The organism is Candidatus Portiera aleyrodidarum, from assembly GCF_902713745.1.
GTDB lineage: Bacteria > Pseudomonadota > Gammaproteobacteria > Johnevansiales > Johnevansiaceae > Portiera > Portiera aleyrodidarum_D.
Genome location: NZ_CACTJB010000001.1, coordinates 36,947 through 61,330, shown reverse-complemented (window position 1 = coordinate 61,330; position 24,384 = coordinate 36,947). Strand labels below are relative to the sequence as shown.

Annotated in this window: 17 protein-coding genes, 4 tRNA genes and 1 other RNA gene; 9 read left to right on the top strand and 13 right to left on the bottom strand. The window is 24.9% G+C overall.

Annotated elements, in window-relative coordinates:
• Positions 1-149: 149 nt before the first annotated feature.
• On the bottom strand, positions 150-677 hold the full coding sequence (locus H7S46_RS00265; RefSeq protein WP_183042857.1) for a nucleotide exchange factor GrpE: 528 nt from the start codon (positions 675-677) through the stop codon (positions 150-152).
• A gap of 104 nt (positions 678-781) precedes the next feature.
• Between H7S46_RS00265 and smpB the strand changes: the two genes are divergently transcribed.
• Together smpB and ssrA are read left to right on the top strand one after the other, a co-directional pair.
• The gene (gene smpB / locus H7S46_RS00260) at positions 782-1,231 is read left to right on the top strand and encodes an SsrA-binding protein SmpB (RefSeq protein ID WP_183042856.1); all 450 of its coding nucleotides are present in this window, start codon (positions 782-784) and stop codon (positions 1,229-1,231) included.
• 12 nt (positions 1,232-1,243) lie between these two features.
• Positions 1,244-1,616, top strand: a transfer-messenger RNA (tmRNA) gene (gene ssrA, locus H7S46_RS00255).
• Positions 1,617-1,627: 11 nt separating this feature from the next.
• Here ssrA and H7S46_RS00250 read toward each other — a convergent pair.
• The 3 genes from H7S46_RS00250 to H7S46_RS00240 all read right to left on the bottom strand — a co-directional run bounded on the left by H7S46_RS00250 (position 1,628) and on the right by H7S46_RS00240 (position 1,872).
• Positions 1,628-1,700 (bottom strand) — tRNA-Thr (locus H7S46_RS00250).
• Between the two features lie 11 nt (positions 1,701-1,711).
• Positions 1,712-1,782, bottom strand: a tRNA-Gln gene (locus H7S46_RS00245).
• Between the two features lie 17 nt (positions 1,783-1,799).
• A tRNA-Phe gene (locus H7S46_RS00240) sits at positions 1,800-1,872 on the bottom strand.
• A 55-nt stretch (positions 1,873-1,927) separates the two neighbouring features.
• On the opposite strand from H7S46_RS00240, the gene H7S46_RS00235 reads away from it, so the two are divergent.
• The 6 genes from H7S46_RS00235 (at position 1,928) to H7S46_RS00210 (ending at position 10,357) form a co-directional block, all read left to right on the top strand.
• Complete coding sequence (locus tag H7S46_RS00235) at positions 1,928-2,521, top strand: imidazoleglycerol-phosphate dehydratase (protein WP_183042855.1); 594 nt, start codon at positions 1,928-1,930, stop codon at positions 2,519-2,521.
• An 11-nt stretch (positions 2,522-2,532) separates the two neighbouring features.
• Positions 2,533-3,159 (top strand): imidazole glycerol phosphate synthase subunit HisH, encoded by a 627-nt coding sequence (gene hisH / locus H7S46_RS00230; RefSeq protein ID WP_183042854.1) that lies wholly within the window; start codon positions 2,533-2,535, stop codon positions 3,157-3,159.
• A gap of 3,105 nt (positions 3,160-6,264) precedes the next feature.
• A complete protein-coding gene (gene hisF, locus H7S46_RS00225; RefSeq protein WP_183042853.1) occupies positions 6,265-7,038 on the top strand; it encodes an imidazole glycerol phosphate synthase subunit HisF in 774 nt (257 codons plus the stop codon).
• Positions 7,039-7,049: 11 nt separating this feature from the next.
• Positions 7,050-8,132: a histidinol-phosphate transaminase gene (gene hisC, locus H7S46_RS00220; protein WP_183042852.1), complete on the top strand. Its 1,083-nt coding sequence runs from the start codon at positions 7,050-7,052 to the stop codon at positions 8,130-8,132.
• A gap of 73 nt (positions 8,133-8,205) precedes the next feature.
• Positions 8,206-9,321 carry a phosphotransferase gene (locus H7S46_RS01515; protein WP_333782459.1) on the top strand — a complete coding sequence of 372 codons (1,116 nt, stop codon included), beginning with the start codon at positions 8,206-8,208 and terminating at the stop codon, positions 9,319-9,321.
• Between the two features lie 31 nt (positions 9,322-9,352).
• Positions 9,353-10,357, top strand: a complete 1,005-nt coding sequence (locus tag H7S46_RS00210) for an AI-2E family transporter (protein WP_183042850.1) — start codon at positions 9,353-9,355, stop codon at positions 10,355-10,357.
• Between the two features lie 28 nt (positions 10,358-10,385).
• Here the strand turns inward: H7S46_RS00210 and H7S46_RS00205 are convergent.
• Positions 10,386-10,459 (bottom strand) — tRNA-Thr (locus H7S46_RS00205).
• Positions 10,460-10,497: 38 nt separating this feature from the next.
• Between H7S46_RS00205 and H7S46_RS00200 the strand changes: the two genes are divergently transcribed.
• Positions 10,498-12,144 carry an argininosuccinate lyase gene (locus tag H7S46_RS00200; protein ID WP_183042849.1) on the top strand — a complete coding sequence of 549 codons (1,647 nt, stop codon included), beginning with the start codon at positions 10,498-10,500 and terminating at the stop codon, positions 12,142-12,144.
• Between the two features lie 2,489 nt (positions 12,145-14,633).
• Here the strand turns inward: H7S46_RS00200 and H7S46_RS00195 are convergent.
• Genes H7S46_RS00195 through nuoG form a run of 8 tightly spaced genes read right to left on the bottom strand, consistent with a single transcriptional unit; the run spans position 14,634 to position 24,383 of the window.
• Entirely contained in the window at positions 14,634-16,025 is a 1,392-nt protein-coding gene (locus H7S46_RS00195; protein WP_183042848.1) for an NADH-quinone oxidoreductase subunit N, read from the bottom strand.
• Positions 16,026-16,028: 3 nt separating this feature from the next.
• On the bottom strand, positions 16,029-17,510 hold the full coding sequence (locus H7S46_RS00190) for a complex I subunit 4 family protein (RefSeq protein ID WP_183042847.1): 1,482 nt from the start codon (positions 17,508-17,510) through the stop codon (positions 16,029-16,031).
• A complete protein-coding gene (gene nuoL, locus H7S46_RS00185; RefSeq protein WP_183042846.1) occupies positions 17,507-19,396 on the bottom strand; it encodes an NADH-quinone oxidoreductase subunit L in 1,890 nt (629 codons plus the stop codon). The genes H7S46_RS00190 and nuoL overlap by 4 nt, the downstream gene beginning before the upstream one ends.
• Positions 19,393-19,701 (bottom strand): NADH-quinone oxidoreductase subunit NuoK, encoded by a 309-nt coding sequence (gene nuoK / locus H7S46_RS00180; RefSeq protein ID WP_183042845.1) that lies wholly within the window; start codon positions 19,699-19,701, stop codon positions 19,393-19,395. The genes nuoL and nuoK overlap by 4 nt, the downstream gene beginning before the upstream one ends.
• Positions 19,701-20,186, bottom strand: coding sequence for an NADH-quinone oxidoreductase subunit J family protein (locus tag H7S46_RS00175; protein WP_183042844.1), 486 nt, complete (start codon positions 20,184-20,186; stop codon positions 19,701-19,703). Before H7S46_RS00175 ends, nuoK begins: the two co-directional genes overlap by 1 nt.
• A gap of 18 nt (positions 20,187-20,204) precedes the next feature.
• On the bottom strand, positions 20,205-20,744 hold the full coding sequence (gene nuoI / locus H7S46_RS00170) for an NADH-quinone oxidoreductase subunit NuoI (protein ID WP_183042843.1): 540 nt from the start codon (positions 20,742-20,744) through the stop codon (positions 20,205-20,207).
• A gap of 7 nt (positions 20,745-20,751) precedes the next feature.
• The gene (gene nuoH, locus H7S46_RS00165) at positions 20,752-21,696 is read right to left on the bottom strand and encodes an NADH-quinone oxidoreductase subunit NuoH (RefSeq protein WP_183042842.1); all 945 of its coding nucleotides are present in this window, start codon (positions 21,694-21,696) and stop codon (positions 20,752-20,754) included.
• A 5-nt stretch (positions 21,697-21,701) separates the two neighbouring features.
• A complete protein-coding gene (nuoG, locus tag H7S46_RS00160) occupies positions 21,702-24,383 on the bottom strand; it encodes an NADH-quinone oxidoreductase subunit NuoG (RefSeq protein ID WP_183042841.1) in 2,682 nt (893 codons plus the stop codon).
• Between the last annotated feature and the right edge of the window lies 1 nt (position 24,384).

Here is a 24,384-nt window from a genome sequence, read left to right as displayed (position 1 = left end):
TATAAACATCAAAAGAAAAGCAACAAGTCAACACAACAAAGCACAAAATAAAGCGTAGCACAACAAAACAACAAAGAAAATAAAACAAAAGCGTAAGCAATAAAAAACAAGCCAAACATAACGCCATAACACCAAACAAAGCATAAGTTTTAATGATTTTTACTAACTATAACCATAGCAGGCCGTATTAATCGGTCATTAAGAAAATATCCTTTTTGTAAAACGTCTATAATAGTGTTGTTATTCTTATTTAAAGATTTTACAGTAGCAATTGCTTCATGACATAATGGATTAAAAATTTTTCCTATGGGATTAAATTGAATCACACCGAATTTTTTAATAATATTTAATTGCATTTTTAATGTCATTTTTAAACCTTCTATATGATAATTATTTATTTTTTCTTTTTTCATAAGTTCCAAAGCTTTTTCTATTCCATCAAAAGATGGTATTAATTCTTTAATAAATTTTTCTATAGCAAATTTACGTGTTTTTTCAATTTCTTTATCCGCTCTACGTATGTAGTTTTTTGTATCTGCTTTATATTTTAAGTTTTTATTTTTATAAATTTCTAGTTTAATTTCAAGATAAACTATACGTGCTTTTAATTTATCTGTAATTTGTTGTTCTTGAAAAATTAACTTCTTATTTTTTGAATAAATTTTTTCTATAAACATAATTATATTCCTAACATTAACATACCCATATTTTACATATCCGTTAGTTTATGTTAAACTTTAATTAAGTGCGTATATTTAAATTTTCAAGTTAATAAAAAGTTATGCAATTAATATATTTAAATAATAAAGCAAACCATAAATTTTTTGTTTTTGACAAAATTGAAGCAGGAATATCTTTTTTGGGTTGGGAAATAAAAAGTATACGTGGTAAAAAATTTAATTTAAATAATACTTATGTTACAATAAAATATAATGAAGCTTGGTTATTAGGTGCAAAATTTATCCCAATAAATACTACAAATAAATTAAAAAAAAGAAAAAATATAAAAAAACTGTTAATGAAATCAAAAGAAATTTCATATATAAAATCCTATATAAAAATTAAACGATATTCTTGTGTACCTTTAAAGTTTTATTGGAAAAAACACCTTATAAAATGTGAAATAGCCTTAGTTAAAGGTAAGAATTTAATTGATAAACGTGAAATAGAAAAAAAAAGAGATAAAAACAAATTATTTTTAACATTTGACATAAATAATAAGTTTGATTAGTATAATATTTATGGGGGCGTTATGGATTCGACATAAATAAGACTTTTTAAGTTCATGTCGAGATTAACTTCTCTCGTTAATCAAAAGTTAATATATATTATTTGCCAATAATAAACTTTGTTGTGCTCAGAATTTTAGCTTAGCTGCATAATTCAAATTCATATTTTATGTTTACTATTTCATAATAATTGAATTTTGAGCTCTAAATAATAGTATAGTGCTCATTAACGTCTTAGTATTGAGCGTTGATAATATAATAAGACTTAATTTAATAAATCTTGCTCATCAGGTTTGTTAACAAAGTTTTTTAAAGATGAAGCTAAACATGTATAAACTTACTAATTATAGTTTATGGACGTGGGTTCAAATCCCACCGCCTCCAATAAAACTTTTATATGCCGATATCAGGAGTCGAACCTGAGACAACCTGTTTACAAAGCAGATGCTCTACCAACTGAGCTATATCGACTTAATATAATACTGGGGCACCAGGATTCGAACCTGGGATGCCGATACCAAAAACCGGTGCCTTACCACTTGGCTATGCCCCAAAACAAAACAAAAGTAGTGGATAGAGGCGGAATTGAACCGCCGACACAAGGATTTTCAGTCCTCTGCTCTACCAACTGAGCTATCTAACCTAGAATATTTATTATAAAGATATAGAAAAAAAATACAAGAATAGGAATTATTATTATGTCGTTTTATAAGAAAAAAAAATATCGTACGGCTAGTGTATATAGAGAAACAAATGAAACTAAAATTAGGATTTATCTAAACTTAGATGGTCAAGGTAAATTAAATATTAAGTGTGGAATTGAATTATTAGAACATATGCTGGAGCAAATAACTAACAATGGACAAATAGATATAACGATAAGAACAAAAGTATTTTCACCCATAGATAATCATCATACAATAGAAGATATAGGAATAGCGATGGGTAAAGCATTTAAAAAGGCTTTAGGAAAAAAAATTGGAATAAAAAGGTATGGTTTTGCTTATGTACCTATGGACGAATCGTTATCCAGGGTAGTTATTGATTTTTCTGGTAGACCTTCATTACATATGACTAAATTAGGTAAAGGTCAGTTCGATCTTTTTAGAGAATTTTTTCAAGGTTGGGTTAATAATTGCAAAAGCACATTACATATTGACAATTTAAAAGGATTTAATTCACATCATCAAATTGAAAGTATATTTAAAGCTTTTGGGATTGCTATACGTATGGCAATATCATTAGATAAACGTATAAAAAATAAATTATACTCAACTAAAGGTATATTATAAACAAATATATTATGGCAATAATTATTATTGATTATGGAGTTGGTAATTTATATTCTGTAGCAAATGCAATAAAAAAAGTTACAAAGGAAAAGATTTTCATTAGTAACAATGCTAAAAAAATAAAAAATTCTAATCGTATTATATTACCAGGTCAAGGCGCTATAAAGGATTGTATAAAGGAACTAAAAAAAAAAGAATTATATTGGTTAATAAAAGATTTGATATATACAAAAAATATACCCGTTTTAGGAATTTGTATTGGTCAGCATTTATTAATGGAATCGAGTGAAGAAAATAATAGTGTATTTGGTATGAATTATATTCAAGGTGTGGTAAAAAAATATAAGAATAAAAAATATAAATTTAAAATACCCCAAATTGGATGGAATGTTGTTTATAAACATAAGGAACATCCTTTATGGAATGGAATAAAAAGTGGTTCAAGATTTTATTTTGTACATAGTTATTATGTAAAAACCAACTTAAAAAATAATATTTTGGGCATTACTGAGTATGGTGGAAAACGTGCTGATGTTATTACATATTATAATTCAGTAATAACAGTTCAATTTCATCCTGAAAAGAGTTCATTTATTGGTCTTAGATTTTTAAAAAATTTTATTAATTGGTTACCTTAAAATTTAAAAGAGATATTTTATTATTTATTTTATGTTAATAAATCAAATCAAAAGACCTCAAAACATAACTAAAACATAACACACCAAAACCAAAAACAAAAACAAAAAAAAAACAAAGACTCCTCAAACCATAACACCTAAAAACAAAACCAAAACCAAAAAACAAAAGACTTCAAACCAAACCAAAACCATTACAAAACAACTTAACTTAACTTAAACCAATCAAAACCAAACCATAACACAAAAAAACAACACCCAAACCAAAAAACACCAAAACAAAACAACTTAAACCAAACCAACACAAAGCTACTCAAACCATTACAAACCAAACCAACCCATAACTTATATTTTATTAATCCAAAAACAAACATAACACCTAAAAACAAAACCAATTCAAACCAACACAACACAACATAACATAACATAACTTAACTTAAAATAAATTAAAGCACCTCAAATCAATTCAACAACAAAAAAAATCCAAACACAACACAAATTAAACCAAACTTAACTTACAACAACTAACTTAATTTAATGTTTTTTTTTGTAAACCAAAACATTACAACTTAAAACCAACCCAAAAAAAAACACACCAAAACATACCAAACCAACACAACACAACACAACACAACACAACAAATAACAACACATAATAACACAACTTAAAAAAAAACCAACTAATACAACATTACATTACATTATATTAAATTAAAACAAAACAAAACAAAACAAAAACAAAAACAAAAACAAAAACAAACCATACCATTACAAACAAAAAAAAACCAAAACATTACCCCTCAACTTAATTTAACACAACTTTTAACTCAACACAACTTACACTAACTTAATGTAAACCAAAAAACACAACAACAACTTACAAAACATTACACTAATAACAACTTATATTAACTTACAAAACATTAAAACAAAACACATTACATTAATAACCTAACTTACACTAACTTAAGTTAACTTACATTAACTTAATCCCAACACCAAACATTAAAACAAAAACATAACACATCAATCCAAAAACAAAAACAAACACCAAACCAAAAAACACCAAAACAAAACAACACAACACAACACAACAAATAACAACACAACTTAAACAACATTACATTAACTTAAAACAAAACAACAAATAACAACTTAACACAAAACATTACAACTTAATCCAAAAAAACAACACCAAAAAAAAACAAACAAACCAAACCAAAACTTAACACAACTTACACAAACTAAAACAACTTACATTAATCCAAAAAAACAATTCAAATCCAAAAACATAACACCTCAAAACAAAAACAAAAACAACTAAACTTAAAACAACACATTACAAAACAACATAACTTAAAAGACCTCAATCCATTACAAAAACATTACACCACAACTTAACACCTCAACACATAACATTACAAAGCAACACCATTACAACTAAAAGAAACTCAATCCAAAAACAAACAATCCAAAACATTACAACTTAATCCAAAACATACCACTTCAACACAACTTAAACCAAAAACTTAAAACAAAACAACACACCTCAACAACAACATAACACAACTTACTTACACTACACTAAAACATATACAACTTAACTAAAGTTAGTTATGTGTAATGTTGTTATGTTATGTTAATTTAATTTATTTTTTTTTAAGTTAGTGTAAAACATAACAACATAAAACAAAACAAACAAACAATTTAAACAATTCAATCCAAAAAAAAAACAAACAAACAAACCAACAAACCAACCAACCAAACCAAACCAAACACACTTCATCTCATCTCAACACAACAAATAACAACACATCTCAACACAATACAATACATAACAACTTATATTATATTAAAGCACCTCAACTTAACATAACACCACTAAACTATTACAAACCATTACACACCACACCACATAATAACACAACTTAAAACAAAACAACACACCTCAACTTAACATAACACAACAACTAAACTAGTCTAGTCTAAACTTACAAAACATTAAGTTAAAACAAAAACATAACAACTTACCTCAATCCAAAAACAACAAAACTTAATCCAAAAACATAACCTTCTATAGATTTAAAAATTTGTCGATGTGTTAGATTAAAACAAGGACGTATTATTCTTATGTATCATTAACCGATTATGTAATCATTTAAAGGTTATAAAAAATTGTAAAAAATTAGGTATAAAAGATTGCATTAATAGATTTAAATTAAATGGTGCTGTTTTAGTAAATAAATATGTTATTAACAAACTTATAAAAATATCCTAATTTAATTATACAAGCAGGTGGGGGTGCATTATAAGCTTTGATATAATAAAAAATAGTGGTAGCTTTTCTTTTAGGTATAAAAATTATAATAGGTACTTTAGTAATTAAAAACCCACAGATAATATATAATTTATGTAAACAATTTAATTTTAATTTGGTAACATATTATTTTAAGTATAGATTCATACACAGCAACTTATCACAGCAACTCAAAAAAACTAAACTCATCATCAAATCAAAAATCAACGCCAATGCATAACACAGAACAGAAAATAAAGAACACATAAAGTAAAGTCATTAATATCACAGCAAATAAAGAAATTATAACTTCAAAAACATTCAAATAAAGTTAACGCACTACAACGAAAAGGCACCACAATACAAGACAAAAAAAAGAAACGAAAGATAACGAAAAGAAGGCAAGATAAAGAAACAAACACAACGCAAAATTAAAAAGGGTATGAGGTGTTAAGGTTTAAAAAATAGCAAAGATTCATGCTTATAAAGGTTTTGGTTTTAGCAAAAAACTTTTTACTTGTGATATAAGTTCAATAATATATACTGACATTTATAGAGATGGTCAAGGATTAAATCTTAAAAATACAATAAAATTAGCTAAGTGCGAGAATATACCAAAGAATTATTACAACAGGAGATTAAATAATATTTTGATTGATTTAGTGTAATATTTATAAAAAAACATATAAAAAATTATAATAGGTACTTTTATTTAGGTAGTGCTTTTGCTTTTATGAACGTTAAATAGATTTGTTAAAAGCAAAAGCACTATTAATTTTAAATAATTAAAAAAAATTAGGTTGTTATTTTATATGAGTTTATCTAAACGCATTATTCCATGCTTGGATATTGATTGTGGTAAAGTAGTAAAAGGCATTAACTTTGAAAATATTCGCTGTGCAGGCGATCCTTTAGAAATTGCTAAATTTTATAACGAACAAAATGCAGATGAAATTGCATTATTAGATATTAATGCAAGTTATAGTGGGAAAAATAATATACTCGAAATAGTCAATAAAATAGCAAAGGAAATTTTTATACCTTTAACTGTTGGAGGTGGAATAAAAAATTGTAAAAATATAAGAGATTTACTTAATGCAGGCGCAGATAAAGTTTCAATAAATACTGAAGCTGTGTTAAATCCTAATATAGTACGAGAAGCATCTGATAAATTTGGAAGTCAATGTATAGTAGTTGCGTTAGATGCTAAAAGAAAAAGAAAAAGAAAAAAAAAAGAATATTGGGAAATATTAACATATGGAGGAAGAAAATCTAGTGGGCTTAGTGCAATTGATTGGGCTTGTAAAATGGTAAAATATGGAGCAGGTGAATTGTTAATAACTAGCATTGATAGAGATGGAACTAAAAGTGGCTTTGATATTAAACTTATTAAAAATATTAGCTCAAAAGTAAATATACCAATTATTGCTTCAGGAGGAGTTGGTAATTTAAATCATTTTGTTGATGGTATAAAAAAAGGTAAAGCAGATGCTGTTTTAGCTGCTAGTATATTTCATTTTGGGGATTATACTATTCAGAAAGCTAAAAAGTATATGGCAAAAAAAGGAATTTCTGTTAGATTTTAAGGTAATATAAAATGAGAATGAGTTATAAAATTAAGAAATTAAACCCATATATACCAGGCGAACAACCATATAAAAAAATGATAAAATTAAATACAAATGAAAATCCTTACCCTCCTACTCCTAAAATAAATAATTTATTAAAAACTTTTAATTATTATAATTTAAGACTTTATCCTGATCCATCAACTAGTAAACTTAGAAAAGCTATTGCAAAAATATATAATGTTAAATATGAACAAATTTTCATTGGGAATGGTTCAGATGAAGTATTAGCTTTAGCTTTTATGACTTTTTTTAATCAAAAAATACCATTAATAATGCCGGCACTAACTTATAGCTTTTATCCAGTTTATTGTAAATTGTATAATATCAATTATAAAACAATACCCTTGCAAAAAAATTTAGAAATAAATTTAAATAAAATGAATGTACGTAATGGAGGTGTAATATTTGCTAACCCTAACACACCTACGGGTCATGCAATCTCTTATATAGAAGTTACTAAGTTTCTTGATTTACATAAGGAATATGTAGTTTTGATTGATGAAGCATATATTAATTTTGGTTCGGAAAGTGCTATCCCATTGATAAAAAAATATAAAAATTTATTAATTGTAAATACTTTATCAAAAGCTTATAGTTTAGCTGGGATAAGAATTGGTTTTGCCATAGGTTCTACTTATTTAATAAAAGGATTAGAAAAAGTAAAAAATTCATTTAATTCATATCCTGTTGATGTTATTAGTGAATTAATAGCTATTGAAGCAATTAAAGACATTAATTATTTAAAACAAAATTGTAATTTTATTATTTATATACGTGAAAAGTTATCAAAACAATTAAAAGACTTTGGTTTTACCGTTTTACCATCTAAAGCTAATTTTATTTTAGTTAAACCAAAACCAAAGCATAAACAAAAGAAACCCCAAACAAATATAACAGCAAAAAAAATGTTTAGTAAATTACGCAAGCATGGGATCTTATTAAGGTATTTTAATCATATTAAAAAATATATACGCATTTCTATAGGTACTATTCAACAAATGAATTATTTAATTGAAACTATTAAATTTATAGCAAAAAAAATAGATTAGGGGTATGTATGGCGGTATTAAATGAAATAAAAAACCACAAGTAAGTTTATTTTTAAAAAGTTTTAAGGGAAAAATAAGAAGACTTAAAAAAGTAAAAAAAGGTACAGAAAATTCAACTTATTTTATTAAAAGAGAAAAGGAGACAGAAGCAGAGCAGGAGAAAAAGAAAAAGAAAACGAAAACAGTAAAGGTATTAACATTATTTGAACAAGGCACATACAAGGAAGTAAATTATTATATAGATTTATTAAGTTTTCTTTATGTACATTGTTTTACAGTTACAATTACTTTAAATTCTAAAAATAAGAAAATAATAAAAAACTTATCTGGTAAAAATGTTTTATTTTCTCATAAATTAGGTGGTGTACATCCTACAATTTATAATGTGGAACAATGTTCTATAATTGGTAAAACTTTAGGTAGAATACATTCAAGTTCTAAAAATTTTAAAAAAAAACAAAATTTAAGAGATAATAATTGGATTATTTTAAATTATTATAAAGTGATCTCTTTTTTAAATAAAAAAGATCAAAAGTTAATGTTTTATCAAGTATATTTATTAAAAAAAAAATCAAAAACACCTCAAAAACAGAAACATTTAGTAAAAAAATTACCACAAGGACAAGGTATTATTCATAGTGATTTATTCAGAGATAACACATTATTTTATGGTAACAAACTTTGTGGTTTAATCGATTTTTATAATGGATGCACAGTGGCAGTGGCAGTGGATTGGGATTTAATATTTGATTTATCAATTTTATTAAATGATTGGGGTAGGGAAAAATATGGTGATATTATAGAAGACAAATATAAAGCAATATTAAATAATTATATTATTGAAATTGAACGGCATTTTTTGCATTTGCATTTGCCTTTTGCTTTTGTGTTTGTGTTTGTGTTTCCTTTTAGAAATGAAGAATTATATATTTGTATTTGGCTTTGGCCTTTGTATTTTCATTTTCATTTTCATTTTCCTTTTCCTTTTCCTTTTCCTTTGTCTTTGTCTTTTTCTTTTTCTTTTTCTTTTTCTTTTGTGTTACGTGTAACAGCTTTGAGATATTGGATTACTCGTTTATTAGTCACAAAGATTTTTATTTTTAATTTAATACCTAAACATAAAGTGCCTAAAAATTTCAGAAATATTTTAGTTTCTCTTTATAAGAAAAAATTACCCTCTTTATTTTAAAGTTTAACTATTTAGATTTAGGAACATTTATATGTTTAAAATTAGTAAAATTACTGTTACAAGTTTGTTATTTTTTTTTATGGGTTTGTTATTAATCTTTCCTTTGCATCTTTTACCATGTTTATTATCTGGTTTATTTGTATTTGAATTAGTTAATGCCATTACACCTGTTTTACAAAAAATAATCCCAGTAAATAAAGCAAGATTTATTTCAGTGGTTTTATTAGGAACCACTATAATTAGTATTTTAAGTATATTTTTTTTTACAGTTATTAGTTTAATTTTACAGGAAATTAAAACACCTGATAAATTTCTTCAAAGATTTATGTTAATTTTTGATAACGCTAGACATCAATTACCACATAATATTGTAATTTATTTTCCAGAAAGTGCAGACGAATTAAGTCAAATTTTAAATAAATGGCTATATAAACATGTGAACGAACTTCAAATATTTTGTAGAGGAGCTATACATATTTTTTTTACATTATTATCAGGTATGGTTTTAGGTGCTATTATTGCGGTACAAGATATTCATGATATAAAATCCCTTACTCCTTTTACTAATGCTTTATTACAAAGATCTATGATTTTAAGTAACGCTTTTCATAATGTAGTTTTTGCACAACTTAAAATATCTTTAGTTAATACGTTATTAAGTGCTATTTTTTTGTTATTTTGTGTCCCATTTTTTAATGTTTACATACCTTTAACAAAAACGTTAATATTGATTACATTTATAATAGGGTTAATTCCTTTAATTGGAAATCTTATTTCTAATATATTAATTTTTATTGTATCACTTTCAGTATCTTTTTGGGTGGCTGTACTAGTACTGACTTATTTAATAGCCATTCATAAATTAGAATATTTTTTAAATGCTCGTATTATAGGTTTTCGTATTAATTCAAATTCGTGGGAATTATTATTTGCTATGTTATTTTTTGATGCTGCATTTGGTTTTTCAGGTTTAATAGCAGCTCCTATGTATTATGCTTATTTAAAAAGTGAACTGATAAAGGAAAAAGTAATTTAATTTACACCTCCACCTAAAATAAATAATTTACCGAAGATAGGAATTGAACCTATTACCTTCGCATTACGAATGCGATGCTCTACCAACTTGAGCTACTCCGGCTAATTAAATTAATTTTATATTATAAAAAAAGGAAAAACATGAAAAACTTTAATAACTTAAAAAAACCATGGAGTGGACAATTAAAAAAATCCACGGATACTAAAACTAAATTAGTAAAAAACTTTTCTATTTCAAGAGATTTAGATTTAAATTTTGATTTTGATTTTGATTTTGATTTTCGTCTTCGTCTTTGTCTTTGTCTTTATTTGCATGATATCAAAGTTTCTATAGCATATACAAAAATGTTAGAAATTGTAGGAATATTAAATTTCAAAGAAAGCAAATTAATGATTAAAGGATTAAAAAAAATTGAAAAAGATAAAAACAATAAAAAAATAAATTGGTTTATTAATTTTGAAGATATTCACTTAAACATAGAAACAAATTTAATCAACAAAATAGGAAATATTGGAAAAAAACTATATAATAGTAGGTCACGCAATAATCAAATTTCTATAGCTATTCGTCTTTATTTAAGATATAAAATAGATAAAATTAAACTAAAAATAACTAAATTAAGAAAAATTTTAATAAACTTAGCTATTAGTGAATCAGATACTATCATGCCTGGATTTACTAACGTACAGATAGCACAACCTATTACAACTTTTGGACATCATATATTAGCTTGGCATGACATGATATTGAGAGATCATTTACGTATTTTAGAATGTCGTAAAAGAATTAATGTATTACCTTTAGCTTTAAAAAAAAAAGTAGGACAAAAAATAAAAATAGTAGAAGCAGAAGCAGCGGTTTTTATTGGAACTACATATTCAATTAACCATGAGATAATTAAAGACTTGTTAGGTTTTGATCATATAACAGATAATTCTTTAGATGCAGATGCAATAAGTGATAGAGATTTTGCAATTGAATTTACATCATTTTCAAGTATTTTATTAATGCATTTATCTAGAATGTGTGAAAAATTAATGCTATGGACAAGTTTACATTTTGACTTTATAGAATTACCAGATTATTTATGTACAGGTTTAGTTTCAGGTTTACCAAAGGTGTTAGGTTTAGTAAAAGTTTCTGGTTCTGGTTCTGGTTCTGGTTCTTGTTCTTGTTCTTACTCTTCTACTTCTTCAATTATGCCTCAAAAAAAAATTTTTAATAATATTCCTGAATACATTAAAGTTAAAACTGGTCGTATATTTGGAAATTTATTAAATCTATTGATGTCAATGAAATCACAACCATTATTAGCCTTAGCCTATAATAAAGATAATAAAGACGAAGACTATAACGATAAAGAACCTTTATTTGATACTGCTAAAACAGTAATAAATTGTATTGAGTATTTTCTTAAAAGCCTTAAAAGTTTAATAATTAAACCACAAAAAATGTATTTATCAGCTTTATGTAATTATTCAACAGCCACAGAATTTGCTGATTATTTAGTAAAACGTGGAGTTCCTCTTCGTGATGCTCATTCTATCGTTGGTCATGAAGTTTATTATTATGGACTAAAAAACAAAAACAAAAACAACTTTTTTTCTAAATATATAGAAAAATTACGGCAATTTTCTTCTAAAATTAAAATTGATGAAGAAATTTTAGAAGTATTCACCTTAGAAGGTTCTGTTAATGCACGGAATCATATTGGTGACACATCTCCTAATCAAGTAAGATCTGCAGCATTACGTGCTAAAAAATATCTTAAAAGATTAATAGGATAAAAATGACATTTAATTTAATTTAAAAGATATAAAGGTATTTCTATATATTAGTTATTTGAAACTATCAACCCCAAAAAAAACACACTACAAAACAGACCATAACAACACAACTTAAACAACACAACACAACACCTTACAACATTAAATTAAATTAATATAATATAAATTAAATTACATTACATTACATTACATTACAATCCATTACATTACAAAGCATTACATTAACTTAACATAACACCACTAAACTATTACAAACCATTACACACCACACAAAATAACACCACTAAACACTTCTACACCATTACAAAACATTACATTACATTACATTACATTACAAAATAACTTAATCCCAACTAACACAATACAATACTAACTTAAAGTAACTCACACCAACACTAACTCAAATAAAAAACAAAACAAAACAAAGAAAAGAAAATAACATATCGTTTCAAATCAAATCAAATCAAAACACTTCAAAAAAAGTCAAAAAAAGTCAAAACAACATAACTTAAAACATTTCAAAACAATTTAAAACAACTTAAAAAAATTTAATTTAATTTAAAACATATCAAAACATATCAAGTCAAAAAAAGTCAAGTCAAGTCAAGTCAAAACAATTTAAAACAATTTAAATCAACTCAACTCAACTCAATTCGTTTCAATTCATTACAAAACATACCACTTCATATCAACTTAAAACAACTTAAAACAATTTAAAACACTTCAAAACAATTTAATTTAATTTAATTTAAAACATATCAAAACATATCAAGTCAAAAAAAGTCAAGTCAAGTCAAAACAATTTAAAACAAATAAAAGAAAATAAAAGAACAGAACATAACATAACATAACATAACATAACACTTCAGAACAGAACAGAACAGAACAAATAAAAACAATTTAAAACATCACAACTTAAGTTAAAACAATTTAATTTAAAACACTTCATATCAAGTCAAGTCAAGTCAAAACAACTTAAAACAATTTAATTTAATTTAAAACATATCAAAACATATCAAGTCAATTCATAACAACATAACTTAAAACAAGTCAAGTCAAAACAATTTAAATCAAATTAAATCAACTCAACTCAACTCAACTCAATTCATTTCATTTCATTTCAAAAGAATTCAAATCATTACAAATCACTTCACTTCAAAACAAAAGACTTCATAACAACATAACATAACATAACATAACATAACATAACTTAAAACAAAACAAAACAAAACAAAACAAAACAAAACAATTTAAAACAAATAAAATAAAATAAAATAAAATCAAATCATCTCATCTCAATTCAATTCAAAAGACTTCAATTCATATCATATCAATTCAATTCGTTTCAATTCAATTCAACAACAACAACAACTTACAACATATCATATCATCTCAAAAGAACAACAATTCATCTCAACATCAACTCAAAAGAACACCAACTTATATTATATTATATTAAAGCAACTCACACATTACATAACATAACACAACACAAGAAAAAAAACGTAACTCAAACTCACACTCACACTCACACTCAAAGAAAAGAAAACAAAACAAAACAAAACAATTTAAAACTCAAAGAAAAGAAATTCAATTCAACATCAACATCAACATCAACTACAACTACAACTACAATTCATCTCAACATCAACTCAAAAGAAAAGAAAAGAACAGAACATAACATAACATAACACTTCAGAACAGAACACCAACTTATATTATATTATATTAAAGCAACTCACACATTACAAAACATAACACCAACTCATCTCATCTCAACACTCAAAAGAAAAGAAAAGAAACTCACACATTACATAACATAACACAACACAAAAAACGTAACTTCAACTCACACTCACACTCACACTCAAACTCAAAGTCAAAGTCAAAGTCAAAGAAAAGAAAAGAAAAGAAAACTCAAACTCACACTCACACTCACACTCAAAGAAAAGAAACTAACACAACAACTTACACTACAACACATAACATAACATAACATAACATAACACTTCAACACAACACAATACAATACAATACAATACTAACTCAACTTAACTTAACTTAACTTAACCTTAACCTTACACATAATAACACAACACAACACAACACCTTAACATAACATAACATTACACAACACCTTACACAACACATAACATAACACTTCATCTCAACTCATCTCATCTCATCTCAACACATAATAACACAACACACTTCACTTCACTTCACTTCAACACATCTCATCTCAACACAACATTACATTACATAACAACTTATATTATATTATATTAAAGCAACTCAAATACAACTCAAAGAAAAGCAACTCACACCACACCACACCAACACTAACACTAACTCAATACAAACAAACTTAAATTTTATTAAAGCAACAACTTATATTATATTAATCAAAATACCCAAAACAATCTTGACTTAGATTTAGATTTAGATTTAGCTTTAGCTTTAGCTTTAGCTTAGTAGCATTTCTTCTCTTAACTAAAGATTCTTATTAAAGATATTAAATTTTGTGGCATTATTCCAAATAATAATATAATTAATGATAAAAATATAACAAAATAATAAACAAAAGATTTTTTATAGGCATTAAAATTTGTACTGTTTACATTCATAAATAAATAAGAAATAATTCTTAAATAATAATAAATTCCTATAGAATTTCCTAAAAATATAGAAATAAGTATAAACCATAATTGATAATTTATTGCAGTTAAAATTATATAAACTTTTCCTATAAAGCCCACGGTTAAAGGCAAACCCGCTAAAGATAAAAGCATAATAGTTAAAATAATCGTTAAATCTGGCTTAATCCAAAATAAACCTTTATAATAAGATAAATTTTCATTATTTATTATGCTTATCGCACCAAAAATCCCTAAAGTTGTTAAAGTATAACTTAATAAGTAAATATTTATTGTTTCAAGTATAAATTTACTATGATGCATTTGCATTGCTATAATAACTGTAAGCAAATACCCAAAATTAGCTATTGATGAATAACCTAATATACGTTTAAAATTAGTTTGTTTAAGCGCCAAAATATTACCAAATATTATTGTAATACTAGAAATTATAGTAATTACATTATTCAAAAAATTATTTAACGTGGGTAAAATCATTAACAAACGTAGTAAGGCTACAAACACGGAAATTTTAGTAACAGTAGCAATAAAAGCTGTGATTGGGGCAATAGCACCTTCAAAAAGATCTGGCGTATATATGTGAAACGGTATAATAGATAATTTAAAACCTAAACTAATTAAAATTAATACAATTCCTATTATTGTCCATATTGCAATGTTATTATCTATTTTAAAATAATAATTAGTAAACGATAAATTTCCATAATAAAAATATAATAAAGCCATACCAAATAATAAAAAACAAGATGCCATAGAAGAAAGGACCATATATTTTATTCCTGACTCCAAAACTTTTGAATCATTATCAGGAACATTGCATAAATAAACTATTAAACCATATAAAGCGATAGACATTAATTCTAAACCAATAAATAAAGTTGTCATATGGATGCTAAAAACTAATAATATAGCGCCAATAGTTGAACACACTAATAACATATAAACTTCTTCATGCTTATTAAAATATGTATAATAAAAAATCGAACAATATAAAGCTGAAATTAAAATTAAAAACGTATAAAATAATGAATAATTATCCATTAATATTAAGGGATAAATTAAAGTAGGTTTAATACATAAAATAGATAATAATGAAATTAATAACCCTATTATAGTAATTAAAAATATAATAAAATTTTTACGATAAACTGATATAGTAATAATTAATATTATTAATGTTATAAATAAAAAAAGAATAGGTAATATTTGTAAATTCTTAATCATTTTTTAATAAAAAAACATTGTTTTTTGTGCAATTTTTGTTATAGATTTAATTGATATATCAAAAAATATTTGTGGATACAAACCAATAATAAATATTATGAACAAAATTATACTTAAAATATTTACTTCGCTTATGCTTAAGAATATATTTATTTTTCTTTTTCTTTTTCTTTTTCTTTTTCCATAATATACTTTGTGTATTAAATTTAACGAATATATAGCTGTTAATATTAAACCTAAACTAGAAAATATAGTTAATTTTGGAAAAAATTTAAAATTACCTAATAAAATTAAAAATTCCCCAATAAAATTGCCAGTTCCAGGTAAACCCAAAAGCGCTAGCGTTAATACTAATGCAAAACCTGGAATAGCTCCTATTTTACCAAATAATCCTCCCATAAAACGTATATCAAATGTATTTAGTCGTTCATAAAGTAATCCACTTATTATTATTAAACCTGCAGAAGTTAAGGTATTTGAAATAACAAATATAATAGCGCCTTGTAATGATAAAATATTACTTGAAAAAATAGCTAGTAAAACATATCCCATATGACTTATGCTAGAATAAGCCATTAATCTTTTAATATTTATTTGAGAAAAAGCCAAAATTGCACCATAATATATGCTAATAATACCAAGTATCATTGCGTAAGGTGCAAATAAAAGTGATTGTTTGGGGAATAAACATAAATTAAATCTTAATAATCCATAAGCTGCTGTTTTTATCAAAATACCTATTAAATCCAAGCTCCCATATTTAGGATTTTTTGCCATAACATCTGGTAACCAATTATGTAAAGGAACGACGGGTAATTTTATTGCGAAAGAGATAAAAAAACCTAACATTAATATAAATCCTAACTTGTCCTCTATTTGTGTATTTACTAATTGCTGAAAATCAAAAATAAAATTGCCAGTAACATAAAAATTACTAACTACTAAAGTTAATATTGTAATGATTAACACTAACCCTGAAAGTTGAGAATAAATAAAAAATTTAATAGCTATTTTTTCTTTATATGCATTTCCCCAGATATACATTATAAAATACATTGGAAAGATCATTATTTCCCAAAAAAATAAAAATAAAAAAAGATCCATTGCAAGAAACACACCAATAACTGAACCTAATATCCAAAATAAATTAAAATAAAATAATCCAATACATTTATTAATTTCTTTAAATGAACAAAGAATTGATAATAAACCTAAAAATACTGTTAATAACACCATACTTAAAGATATACCATCTACTGCTAAATTAAGAGAGATACCAAATCTCTCAATCCATAATGTCCGGTATTTTACTATAACTATATTGTTTGTATTAAAATTTAAAAAATAAAAGTATATGGAGAAAACTAACAGTATAATCATAGTAAAAAGAGCTGAAAAACGTGAGTATTTTCTATTAATTTTTTCCAAACTTAAAGATACTAACCCACCTAAAAAAGGTAATAATAAAAACCATAACAATATCATAAAATATTACTCATTAATAATGTAATTATTATAAAATTAATACCAACAATACAGATTGTTAAATAAAAACTTAATTTGCCATTCTGTAGTTTTGTTATTACCGTATAAAAAAATAAAATTACTTTAATTATATTATCAATTATTAAAGTAATACAATCAAATTTATTTATCCTAACTAAATATACATAAGGTTTAATTAAGAAATTAATATATACCCAATCAAACCCTCCAATATCATAAATAATATTTCGAACTAATTTTCCTAAAATAACTTCAATTATATCCATGTAATAAATATTAGAAAATAAAAATATTTTAGCCGCTATGGTTATACCATAAATGACAATTATTGAAGAAATAATATTAAAACCTATTTCTATTTCTATATTATACATTTTAAATTCATTTTGCATAGGCATTTTTATTAAAGAACCTAAATAAGTAGATAATGTTATGAAAATTAATAATGGTAAATTATGTGATAAATTATATATTACTTTTTTTTGGTTATTAAAATAAAAAATAAACTTATTTTTATTTTTATTAAAAATGATAAATATAGTACGAAATGTATAAATAGATGTTAGAAACGCACCAAATAAACCTAATATCCAAAAGATATTGCAGAAACTAATAAAAGATAACAAAATAATTGTTTCTTTTGAATAAAAACCAGCAGTAACAAGAGGCAATGCTGATAAAGCTGAACCACCTATAATAAAACAAAAATAATATTTTATTCTTATTTTTTTAGATAAAGATAAAAATCTTGTTCTAATTTTAAATATATTTTGTTCGTGTTTACAACTAATTATTAAAGAACCAGCTGATATAAATAATAAAGCTTTAAAAAAAGCATGTGTCATAACATGAAATATAGCAGCATGCCATGCTTTAAGTCCTATAGCTAAAAACATATAACCTACTTGACTCAGAGTGGAACAAGCCAAAATACGTTTAATATTGTTTTGAGTTAACGCAGAGATACCTGCTAATAATAAAGTAATTGTTCCAATAATGCCGATTGTATTAAGGGTTATTGGTGCAATTTCAAATAATAAATGTGTTCTAATTATTAAATACACACCAGAAGTGATCATAGTTGCTGCATGAATTAATGCAGAAACAGGAGTGGGTCCTGCCATAGCATCAAGCAACCAAGTATGTAAAGGAATTTGTGCTGATTTACTTATTGCACCAAGCATAAACATAAAAGCAATAACTTCATATATAAAAAATTTACTATTATTTAATAAAGATACTTTATTTAAAAGTTTTTGAATGTCTAAAGTATTAAATTGATTCCATATTAAAAATATACCTATTAAAAAAAATAAATCTCCTATTCTTGTAATAATAAAAGCTTTAAACCCAGAAATAACATTATTATTGAGACGATAATAATAACTAATTAATAAATATGAACATAAACCTACACCTTCCCACCCTAATAATAATAAAATTAAATTATCTCCTAAAATTAAGATCAACATATTAAACATAAAGAAATTCATATACACAAAAAATCTAGACAATAAATAATCTTTCTTATATTTTAAGCTTTCTTGCATATACCAAGTAGAAAATAAATGAATTAATAATCCTATTCCATTTACTATACAAATCATTATTATTGACAAACCGTCAATATAAAAATTAACATTAATTGTTAAATCATATATACTAATCCAATTATATAAATGTTCTAAAAAAGGATTAGGTTTTAAATAATAATTAAATGCTAGTAATATTGTAAATATTGTAGAAACACCTATTGATCCAACCCCAATAATAAGAACCAATATTCTTGACATTTTTCTAAAAATAGCTAGTATTATTGTACTAATTAAAGGAAAGAAACAAATAAAAAATAATATCTTATTCATCCTTTTAACCTACTAATTTTGTCTATATCTAAACTTTTAAAATATTTTTGTATTTGAATTAATAAAGCCAGTCCAATACTTATTTCAGATGCTGCTAATGTCATAATTAAAATAAACATAATTTGCCCATCGGGCTGTCCCCAAAATTCGCCAGATATAACAAAAACAAAAGCGGCAGAATTTAACATTATTTCTAAACACATAAATATAAAAATTATATTACGACGAATTAAAATGCCTAAGACACCTATTAAAAATAAAATAAAAGATAATATTAAAACATAATCTGTTGGAATTAAAATCATTATTTACGTCCTAAATAAGAAGTAATAATTAAAGCTGTTAATAAAATTGTAGCTGATAGTTCGACAGTAATTAAATAAGTAGTAAATAATAAAACACTAAAAGGATGTGGTGTGTGGGGTATATTACTCACTACTAACATATTACGATTATTTAAACCATATTTTATAATAGTTATTAACAATAAACCTAATAAAGTTATTGTAATTATAGATGGAATTATCCAATTTTTACACTTAATAAAACTTAAATTATTTTTTATAGGGTTAAGTAACATCATTACTATAAATACAAATAAGACCATTATCGCCCCCGCATAAATAATAATTTCTAATACTCCAGCAAAATTTGCTCCAATCAAAAAAAATATCATAGAAATAGTAATCAATGATATAATAAAATTTAATAAAGCGTGTATAATATTTTTACTGCTAATAACGTTTAATGTGGAAAATATTGCAATTATTGCTGAGATATAAAATAACACAACTAAACAAACCTTTTTTTAAATTATTAATGATTTTACATTAATTGGTTTTTTTTCTTTTTTACCAAATCCTTTGCCTTTACCAAAAATAGATATTCCTGTAACTTCAGAGAAATTATAATAATGATCTTTTCCTGAACCGAAAATTAATAAATCTTCTTTCTCATAAACTAAATCTTTACGTTTATATTCTCCTAACTCAAAATCCGGAGTTAATTGTATTGCTGAAGTTGGACAAGCTTCTTCGCATAATCCACAAAAAATACACCGTGAAAAATTAATTCTAAAAAATAAAGGATACCAGCTTCCATCTTTACGTTCACCTTTTTGTAAACATATACAATCAACAGGACATACCACAGCACAAAGATTGCAAGCCACACATCGTTCTTTACCTTTCTTATCTCTAGTTAATACAATACGACCTCTATAACGCGGTGAGAGATATACAGTTTCTTCCGGATATTGTAATGTAGCTCTTTTTTTAAAAGAATGTAAAAATATTATATAAACAGTACGAAAAATGCTAAAAATTGAAGTTATTAATTTTCTTATCATATTATTATTATGTATTGTACAATAAAATTATTATACCGGTTAATAGTAAATTTATTAAATTCAAAGGTAAACAATATTGCCATCCAAATTTCATTACTTGATAATATTTTGGTCTTGGTTGAGAAGCACGAATAATAAGAAATAAAATAATAAAGAAGAAGGTTTTAATAATAAACAAAAATAATAAATATAAACTTGAGCCAATATAATACCCACCAAAAAAGAAATTTACAATTAAAATAGAAATAAAAATAATATTAACATATTCGCTAATAAAAAACATGCCCCATTTCATTCCTGAATATTCTATATGATAACCATCTGACAATTCTTGTTCTGCTTCTGGTTGATCAAAAGGATGTCTATGAGTTAAACAAATACCTGAAATAAAAAAAGTAATAAAACCTATTGTTTGAGACATTAAAAACCAGAAATGAACCTTTTGATACTCAATTATATTTATAATATTAAATGATCCTGAAATAGAAACTATACCCATTAAAGAAAGACCTATAAACACCTCATAAGAAATTGATTGAGCTGAAGCTCTAATAGCTCCTATTAAAGCATATTTATTACAACTTGAATATCCAGAAAACAGAATCGAATACACATTAATACCACCCATCGCTAAAAAAAATAATATTCCTACATTATTTATATCAGTTTCATTATTGAATGGTAATATAATAAAAGACAAAATTATTGTAATTAAAGAAATAATAGGTGATAAAAAAAACAATATATTATCTGAAAAAGGTGGAATCCAATCTTCTTTAAATATAATCTTAATAACATCAGCTAGAAATTGAAAAAGTCCAAAATACCCCACTCGATTAGGACCATATCTATCTTGCCATAAACCTAAAGCCCTACGCTCTATAAAACTCATAAAAGCTCCACTTATAAATATTAAAACTATAACTATAAGATTTTTTATTATATATTTCATTTTAATTATTTTATTATTAAATATTTAAAACACATACCAAAAACTTCTGCTGGTATCCCATTAATTCCACACGGAAAACCTATAATACCATTACGCATTTTATTAGTGCTTTTAATTATAATATTTAATTCATTGTTATTTACAATTGCTTTAATTTTAGAACCTGGAGTTAATTTTAGCAAATTTATATCATGTTTATTTATCCTTATATAAGGCTTTGTCGTACATTTTTTTATAGAATTTGTTAATGCACTATTTTCTTCACTACCTAATAAATGATATATAGGAATGATTTGCCAGCTTTTATTTTTTTCACACTTAACATTATTGTAATATGATAATTCTTTGTTCTTTTTACAATTGTTTATTAACCTAATTCCTGGATTCCCTGCATATAAATTTACACCAATTTCCTTTTGAAATTTATTCCATGCTTGAGGCGAGTTCCAACCAGGATACCAAGCAAATGCTATTTCCGAACAATTATAACCTTTAGTTGAAAACGTAAATTTTGAAGCAATATCTTTAGGACTTTTTTTTTCATTCAGTTGAATATTTGAATTAATAGCAGTGCGCCCACTAAATCTGTTAGGTAACCGTGCTAATTTTATTTGAAATTGTGTTAAGTTTAATATCTTATTGAAAATAGGATTATATTTAGAACATACTTTGAGTACATCATTTAGATGTACCCATTTTAACCTACCATTTGTTTTTGCTATACTTAAAGCATGCAACCATCTCCAACTTTCTTTTGTTAAATTTCCTATACAATAATAACTTGGTTCATAAATTTTAAAAAATCTTTGTGCTCTACCTTCATAATTAATTAAGGTCCCATTTCCTTCCGCATTGGTTGCTGCAGGTAAAACAACATTAGCATTATCAACTGTTGTATTTCTTTGATAATCAATCAAAATAATTTTTTTATTTTTTAAAGCATTAAAAACTAAAGAGGATTTGTTGCGACGATAAATATTATTTTCTAAGATTATTACTGCATCTGCTTTATTTTTAATTAGTTTATTTAAGGCCCAATCTAATGATTTACCGCCTAACATAGTAACTCCAATACTATTAGATTCATTACTATTTAAAATTATAGAACCTTTTTTTTCTAAAAATTTAAAGGCAAGAGATATATTATAAGCAGCTTTTAAAATTAAAGAATATTTAAGTGAACAACCGCTAATAATTAAGGGTCTTTTTGAACAACGTAATTTATTTAAAATTTTTAATAAAATTTTTTTATTTTTAAATTTAAAAGATTTTAACTTAATTTTTGGGGATTTATGATCCACACAATTAGCTAATGCAAATCCAAATTTTGTAATTTCTTCTTTGGTGCATAGAATCAATTGATAAGCAACATCATCTAATATTGTTTTATTTGTTGTAAACATATAAATAGGATTTTTATTTTCATTATAAATATTATTTACAGAATTAATGTCCCATTCATAAATTTTATATTTTTTTGCAATATTAAACGAACATTTTTGAGCGGCTTGCCTTACTGCTAATGCAATTCTTGCTGAAACTTGAGTAATATCTTCACCTAAAATAATGATAATATCATGAGCTTCAATATCAACAATTGAAGAAGAAGGTAAAGCACCTTCAGATAAAACATCTAAATTTAATTTTAGACACTCTAATTCATTCTTTTCAATACCATTGGAAAAATTTTTTTTTCCAACTAACTTGCATAATGCAAAATTACTTTCTATGCTAGCTCTTGGAGAACCTATTCCAATGATTCTATTAGCTGTGTTTAACAAATCAACACTATAATCAATTGCTATATCTATTGATTTAATAGGATTGTTGTTGATAAAAGGTATACGATTACGATTTGAACTATTTATATAACCATAACCAAAACGTCCTCTATCACATATAAAATAATTATTAATTTTTCTATTAAAACGATTTTCTATTTTACGAATTTTACCATAACGTTCTCCTATATTTAAATTACAACCGCAAGCACATCCTGTGCATATGCTTGGAGCATATTGTAAATCCCATTTTCGTGCATAATGCATAGAATATGGTTTGTCTGTAAAAACTCCAGTTGGACATATTTCTATTAAATTTCCAGAAAATTCATTTTCTAATTTTCCATTCATAAGTCTACCAAAATATATATTATTGCTGCTACCAAAAACTCCTAAATCTTTACCCCCTGCATAATCTTTATAAAATCTTATACAACGATAACACGAAATACATCTATTCATTTCGTGATTTATAAAAGGTCCTAAATATTGGTTTTTATGAGTTCTTTTATTAAAATTATATCTTCGGCTATTGTGTTTCAGCATAACGGTCATATCTTGCAGATGACAGTGTCCACCTTCTTCACACACTGGGCAATCATGAGGATGATTAACCATAAATAATTCAATTATTTTAGAGCGGCAATTTAAAGATTCTTCGTCTTTTGTAGCTATAAAATCAAAATTTCTTACTCTTGTTATACAAGAAATAATCAGATGTCCTATTGTATCATCTCTATTATTATATCTTTTAATTATACATTGCCTGCAAGACCCTACACTTCCTAAGATAGGGTGCCAACAAAAATAAGGAATGTCAACCCCAAAAGATAAACATATCTCTAATAAATTTTTATAATTATTTTTTATTTCATAATCTTTATTATCTACATTTATAATTGTCATA